Annotated in this window: 7 protein-coding genes; 5 read left to right on the forward strand and 2 right to left on the reverse strand. The window is 68.5% G+C overall.

Translation table 11 applies throughout. From position 1 onward, the window contains the following. Position 1 precedes the first annotated feature (1 nt). Both dapB and IE145_RS16225 read left to right on the forward strand, forming a co-directional pair. On the forward strand, positions 2–754 hold the full coding sequence (dapB, locus tag IE145_RS16220; protein ID WP_065489742.1) for a 4-hydroxy-tetrahydrodipicolinate reductase: 753 nt from the start codon (positions 2–4) through the stop codon (positions 752–754). Positions 755–765: 11 nt separating this feature from the next. Continuing rightward, positions 766–1,254 carry a tetratricopeptide repeat protein gene (locus IE145_RS16225; protein WP_189525740.1) on the forward strand — a complete coding sequence of 163 codons (489 nt, stop codon included), beginning with the start codon at positions 766–768 and terminating at the stop codon, positions 1,252–1,254. 85 nt (positions 1,255–1,339) lie between these two features. Here the strand turns inward: IE145_RS16225 and IE145_RS16230 are convergent, their stop codons facing one another. Together IE145_RS16230 and IE145_RS16235 are read right to left on the reverse strand one after the other, a co-directional pair. Next, positions 1,340–1,891, reverse strand: a complete 552-nt coding sequence (locus IE145_RS16230) for an SCO5741 family PH domain-containing membrane protein (RefSeq protein ID WP_189525741.1) — start codon at positions 1,889–1,891, stop codon at positions 1,340–1,342. A 109-nt stretch (positions 1,892–2,000) separates the two neighbouring features. After that, complete coding sequence (locus IE145_RS16235; RefSeq protein WP_189525742.1) at positions 2,001–2,240, reverse strand: hypothetical protein; 240 nt, start codon at positions 2,238–2,240, stop codon at positions 2,001–2,003. A 196-nt stretch (positions 2,241–2,436) separates the two neighbouring features. Here IE145_RS16235 and thyX point away from each other — a divergent pair, with 196 nt between their 5' ends. The 3 genes from thyX to IE145_RS16250 all read left to right on the forward strand — a co-directional run bounded on the left by thyX (position 2,437) and on the right by IE145_RS16250 (position 6,048). Further along, a complete protein-coding gene (gene thyX, locus IE145_RS16240) occupies positions 2,437–3,174 on the forward strand; it encodes an FAD-dependent thymidylate synthase (protein WP_006128002.1) in 738 nt (245 codons plus the stop codon). A 152-nt stretch (positions 3,175–3,326) separates the two neighbouring features. Beyond that, positions 3,327–4,226, forward strand: a complete 900-nt coding sequence (dapA, locus tag IE145_RS16245) for a 4-hydroxy-tetrahydrodipicolinate synthase (protein ID WP_189525743.1) — start codon at positions 3,327–3,329, stop codon at positions 4,224–4,226. 136 nt (positions 4,227–4,362) lie between these two features. Beyond that, positions 4,363–6,048, forward strand: coding sequence for a ribonuclease J (locus IE145_RS16250; protein WP_189525744.1), 1,686 nt, complete (start codon positions 4,363–4,365; stop codon positions 6,046–6,048). Positions 6,049–6,500 lie beyond the last annotated feature (452 nt).

A 6,500-nucleotide genomic window follows, 5' to 3' on the forward strand; every position in this document is an offset into this window, starting at 1 on the left:
GATGAGCAAGCTGCGCGTAGCCGTTCTCGGTGCTCAGGGCCGTATCGGCTCCGAGGCCGTCCGGGCGGTCGAGGCCGCCGACGACCTGGAGCTGGTGGCGGCCCTGGGCCGGGGCGACAAGCTGGAGACCCTCGCCGATGCGGGCGCCCAGGCCGTCGTCGAGCTGACCACCCCCGCATCGGTGATGGGCAACCTCGACTTCTGCGTCCGGCACGGCATCCACGCCGTCGTCGGCACCACAGGCTGGACCGACGAACGGCTCGCGCAGCTGACCACCTGGCTGGACAACTCCCCGGAGACCGGGGTCCTGATCGCCCCGAACTTCTCCATCGGCGCGGTCCTGACCATGAAGTTCGCGGAGCAGGCCGCACGCTACTTCGAGTCTGTCGAGGTCGTCGAGCTCCACCACCCCAACAAGGTCGACGCCCCCTCCGGCACCGCGACCCGCACCGCCCAGCTCATCGCGGCGGCCCGCGCCAAGGCCGGCAGCGCCCCCCAGCCGGACGCCACCACCACCGCCCTGGACGGCGCGCGCGGCGCGGACGTCGATGGTGTGCCGGTCCACGCGATCCGGCTCCGCGGTCTGCTGGCCCACCAGGAAGTGCTGCTCGGCGGCGAGGGCGAGACCCTCACCATCCGCCACGACTCCCTCCACCACAGCAGCTTCATGCCGGGCATCCTGCTCGGCGTCCGCCGTGTGGTGACCACTCCCGGCCTCACCTTCGGCCTGGAACACTTCCTCGACCTGAACTGACTGAGCCCACCATGCGCGCAAAGATCACCTACATCGTCACGGCCGCCGTCCTGGTCTTCTACTTCTTCCTGGTCGGCAGCCGCGGCGTGATGCTCATCCGGCACGGCACGCCGGTCACGGTCACGTTCGGCGCCGCCGTGCTGATCCTGCCGGTGATCGGCGTCTGGTTCCTGTGGAAGAACACCCAGTTCGTCCGCCGCGCCAACGCCCTCGCCGCCGAGCTGGACGCCGAGGGCGGCCTCCCGGTCGACGACCTGCCCCGCGCCCCGTCCGGCCGTATCGACCGGGACGCCGCCGACGCGGTCTTCACCAAGCGCCGCGAGGAGACCGAGGACGCCCCGGACGACTGGCGCACCTGGTTCAGGCTGGCGGTCGCCTACCAGGACGCGAGGGACACCCCCAGGGCCCGCAAGGCCATGCAGCGAGCCATCGCGCTGCACAGATCGAGGCCGGCCCCCTCCGCAAGCCCGGCCGCACCTTCCAGCCCGTCCGGCGCCTGAGGACATCTCTCCCGCCGTACGCGCGTGAGCCCGGGACCCTCACCAGGGCCCCGGGCTCACTCACGTACAGCCGACAGAATCCGGCTCACCCGAGCCGATACTCATCCGCCCAGGCCTCCACCGCGTCCGTGGCCCGCTCGAACGCCTCCTCGCGCCCGAGGAAATCCGCGTTGTGGTCGGTGGCCAGCGGCGACAGCGTCTCACCGCTGCGCCGGACCACGACGAGCGCCTGGCCCTGGACCGTACGGGGAAGGCCCATCCACTTCACGGGCTGCTGGACCGTACGAACCGCCGAGGCGTCGTTCCAGGCCACCGTGACGGTCCGGAAGAAGCCGACGCGCCGCACACCGTGACGGCTCACCCACGCACCGGCCCGCAGCAGCCGCAGGGCGGCGGCGATCACGACGCCGGCCAGCGCCAGACACACCGTGGCGCCCGAAGGCGCTCCGGCCACACCGATGATCATGGCCGCGAGCAGGACGAACGAGGCCAGCAACAACAGGGTGGCCGCCGCCGCGACCCGCCACGGACCGGGGCGGTAGGGCCGCCGCCAGCTGTCGTGGTCGTCGAACGGCAGCGCAACGTCGTCCGCGCTCGCCTCGAATGCGCGGTCGGCCGTCAGAAAGGGCAGGGGCACGACTCATCCTCACTCACCAGCACGCTTGATTGCTGTGCCCGGTGAGGCTACCGAGGCAGCCCCCGGCCCGACCACCCCAGGGGGTCCGTACGAGTCAGCGGCCCACGGCTCAACGCTCCTGAGACGCGGTGGACTGCTTGTCGTGCCCGGCGGACTGCCCGGAGTCGAGCGCCGGGAGGCCCACCAGCACGGAACCCACGAGACCGGCGACCACGGTCAGCCCGACGAGGGCCCGCCCCAGCAGCTCGGGAACGGTGGCGCGGGCGGCGGGAGGGGGAGTGACATTACTGCGGAACCGCTCGGACTCGGCGACGAACGAGAACGGGACGGCTTCACGCCGGCGGAACATGAGGAAACTCTCCTTGATCTGCTTGACGGGTGCTGCTAATGAGTCAGACGTACGACAGCCCGAATCGGTGCCCGAATCGCCGTACTTGTTGGGGGAACTCCACGAACGGCTGCCCGGGACCGCTCCGTACATGCACGGGCCGCCGACCCGTAAAGTGGGCGCCGCCCGAGCGAAGCCCCTGGAAGGACCCCCGTCGGTGACCGACACCCCCGAACCCGCAAAGCCCCACTTCCGCAGTGACGTCACCGTCGAGCTGGTGAAGAGCGACGCGCGCGACGCGGACGTGCTGTTCGCCGCCCGGGTCTCCACCGCGGGCGAGCAGTCGCTCGAAGAGGTCACCAAGGACCCCGAGCGCTCCAAGGGGCTCATCAACTACCTCATGCGGGACCGGCACGGCAGCCCGTTCGAGCACAACTCGATGACCTTCTTCATCAGTGCTCCGATCTTCGTGTTCCGCGAGTTCATGCGGCACCGCGTCGGCTGGTCGTACAACGAGGAATCGGGCCGCTACAGGGAGCTGGAGCCGGTCTTCTACGTCCCCGGAACCTCCCGCAAGCTGGTCCAGCAGGGCCGGCCCGGCAAGTACGAGTTCGTCCAGGGCACCGAGGAGCAGTACGACGTCACGACCCGCGCCATGGAGGAGTCCTACCGGGCCTCCTACGAGGCCTACCAGGAGATGCTGGCGAAGGGCGTGGCCCGCGAGGTCGCCCGCGCGGTCCTCCCCGTCGGTCTCTTCTCCTCGATGTACGCCACCTGCAACGCGCGCTCGCTGATGCACTTCCTCGGCCTGCGCACCCAGCACGAGCTGGCGAAGGTGCCGTCCTTCCCGCAGCGCGAGATCGAGATGGTCGGCGAGCAGATGGAAACCCACTGGCAGCAGCTCATGCCGCTGACTCATGCCGCCTTCAACAAAAATGGACGGGTCGCCCCATAGGTGGTGTCCGTATTGCGGCGTTTCGAGAAGTTCATCTAGGCTGATCAAACGGACCCGGCACTGCTTGAACCCCCGAGCAGGCAGTGCCGGGCTCCTCTTCCCCGTCCCCCCGAGGGGACCCCGCGCGCTGAGCAGCGAGTAGCGTGTTACCCATGGCTCCGATCTCCACTCCGCAGACCCCCTTCGGGCGGGTCCTCACCGCTATGGTCACGCCCTTCACGGCGGACGGCGCTCTCGACCTCGACGGCGCCCAGCGGCTCGCCGCCCACCTGGTGGACGCAGGCAACGACGGCCTGATCGTCAACGGCACCACCGGTGAGTCCCCGACCACCAGTGACTCGGAGAAAGACCAGCTCGTACGAGCGGTCCTCGAGGCCGTAGGAGACCGGGCCCACGTCGTCGCCGGCATCGGCACCAACGACACCCGCCACAGCGTCGAGCTCGCCCGGACGGCCGAGCGCACCGGCGCCCACGGCCTGCTCGCCGTGACGCCGTACTACAACAAGCCGCCGCAGGAGGGCCTCCTCCGCCACTTCACGGCCATCGCCGACTCCACCGGCCTCCCCGTGATGCTGTACGACATCCCGGGCCGCAGCGGCGTGCCGATCGACACGGAGACCCTCGTCCGGCTGGCCGACCACCCGCGGATCGTCGCCAACAAGGACGCCAAGGGAGACCTCGGCCGCGCCAGCTGGGCCATCGCCGAATCCGGCCTTGCCTGGTATTCCGGCGACGACATGCTCAACCTGCCGCTCCTCTCGGTCGGTGCGGTCGGCTTCGTCTCCGTCGTCGGCCACGTGGTCACCCCCGATCTGCGGGCCCTGATCGAGGCGCACCTGAGCGGCGACGTCCAGAAGGCCACCGAGATCCACCAGAAGCTGCTCCCGGTCTTCACCGGCATGTTCCGCACCCAGGGCGTCATCACCACGAAGGCCGCCCTGACCCTCCAGGGCCTCCCGGCGGGCCCCCTGCGCCTGCCACTCGTCGAGCTCACCGCCCAGGAGACGGCCCAGCTCAAGATCGATCTCGCCGCCGGCGGGGTAGAGCTCTGATCACGGACTTCACAACTGAACAGCCGAACGGGCGAGGCGACTCGCCAGGGCACCACCCAAGACAACAGCAAGTGCACGAATGACATGCGCGCCACGTGCCTCAGCGGTACGTGGCGTGCGTGGTAAGGAGAGTCTTTTGAGTCATCCGCACCCTGAACTCGGTACCCCGCCGAAGCTCCCGAAGGGCGCCCTGCGGGTCACCCCGCTCGGCGGCCTGGGCGAGATCGGCCGCAACATGACGGTCTTCGAGTACGGCGGCCGCCTGCTCATCGTCGACTGCGGCGTCCTCTTCCCCGAGGAGGAGCAGCCGGGCATCGACCTGATCCTGCCGGACTTCACCACGATCCGGGACCGCCTGGACGACATCGAGGGCATCGTCCTCACGCACGGCCACGAGGACCACATCGGTGGTGTCCCGTACCTGCTGCGCCTGAAGCCGGACATCCCCCTCATCGGCTCGAAGCTGACCCTCGCGCTCATCGAGGCGAAGCTCCAGGAGCACCGCATCCGCCCCTACACCCTTGAGGTGCAGGAAGGGCAGCGGGAGCGCATCGGCGTCTTCGACTGCGAGTTCATCGCGGTCAACCACTCGATCCCGGACGCGCTGGCCGTCGCCATCCGCACCCCCGCGGGCCTGGCCGTGGCCACCGGTGACTTCAAGATGGACCAGCTTCCGCTGGACGGCCGTCTCACCGACCTGCACGCGTTCGCACGCCTCAGCGAGGAGGGCATCGACCTCCTCCTCTCCGACTCCACGAACGCCGAGGTCCCCGGCTTCGTGCCGCCGGAGCGGGACATCTCCAACGTCCTGCGCACGGTGTTCGCGAACGCCCAGAAGCGCATCATCGTGGCGAGCTTCGCCAGCCATGTGCACCGCATCCAGCAGATCCTGGACGCCGCCCACGAGTACGGCCGCAGGGTCGCCTTCGTCGGCCGCTCGATGGTCCGCAACATGGGCATCGCCCGTGACCTGGGCTATCTGAACGTCCCCGCCGGCCTGGTCGTCGACGTCAAGACCCTCGACGACCTCCCGGACGACGAGGTCGTGCTGGTCTGCACGGGTTCGCAGGGCGAGCCGATGGCGGCCCTCTCCCGGATGGCCAACCGCGACCACCAGATCCGGATCGTTCCCGGCGACACGGTGATCCTGGCGTCGTCCCTCATCCCCGGCAACGAGAACGCGGTCTACCGCGTGATCAACGGCCTGACCCGCTGGGGCGCCAACGTCGTCCACAAGGGCAACGCCAAGGTCCACGTCTCGGGCCACGCCTCGGCCGGCGAGCTGCTGTACTTCTACAACATCTGCAAGCCGAAGAACTTGATGCCGGTCCACGGCGAATGGCGCCATCTGCGGGCCAACGCCGAACTGGGCGCCCTCACCGGCGTGCCGAAGGACCACATCGTCATCGCCGAGGACGGCGTGGTCGTCGACCTCATCGACGGCAAGGCCAAGATCGTCGGCAAGGTCCAGGCCGGTTACGTCTACGTCGACGGCCTCTCCGTCGGCGACGTCACCGAGACCTCCCTCAAGGACCGTCGCATCCTCGGCGACGAGGGCATCATCTCGGTGTTCATCGTGGTCGACAGCTCCTCGGGCAAGATCGTGGGCGGCCCCCACATCCAGGCCCGCGGTTCCGGCATCGACGACAACGCGTTCGTCGGTGTCACCCCGAAGATCCAGGAAGCCCTGGACAAGTCGGCGCAGGACGGCGTGATGGAGCCCCACCAGCTCCAGCAGATGGTCCGCCGCACGGTCGGCAAGTGGGTGTCCGACACCTACCGCCGCCGCCCGATGATCCTTCCGGTCGTCGTCGAGGTCTGACCCTCACGACCGCCTGACCTGGAGCGGGGCCCTCGATTTGCATCGGGGAGCCCCGCTCCAGTACGTTTACGTCTCCGCCTGAACGGGAAGCACCGCGCACACTCGTGTGCCGGAAGCACCCTGCACGGGGCGGGAATTCCGACTCAGAATCTCTGATAAAGTCGGGTCCGCCGAAAGGTAAGGCCACTCCACAGGCCACCGGAAATCGAATTCGGACCGGAAACGGAACGAAAAAGAGTCTGGTAAAGTCGGAACCGCCGGAAAGGGAAAACGCGAAAGCGAAGAACCTGAAAAGCGAAACTGCACGGCCCGCTTCGACCGGGAATCGGACACGAAAGAGTCTGATAGAGTCGGAAACGCAAGACAGCAAGACAGTGAAACAAAAGAAGTTAACGAAGGGAAGCGCCCGGAGGGCCCCGGTGATACGGGACCGAAGGAAGCGTCCGTTCCTT

Origin of the sequence: Streptomyces sindenensis (genome assembly GCF_014649035.1) — a bacterium.
Classification (GTDB): Bacteria; Actinomycetota; Actinomycetes; order Streptomycetales; family Streptomycetaceae; genus Streptomyces; species Streptomyces sindenensis.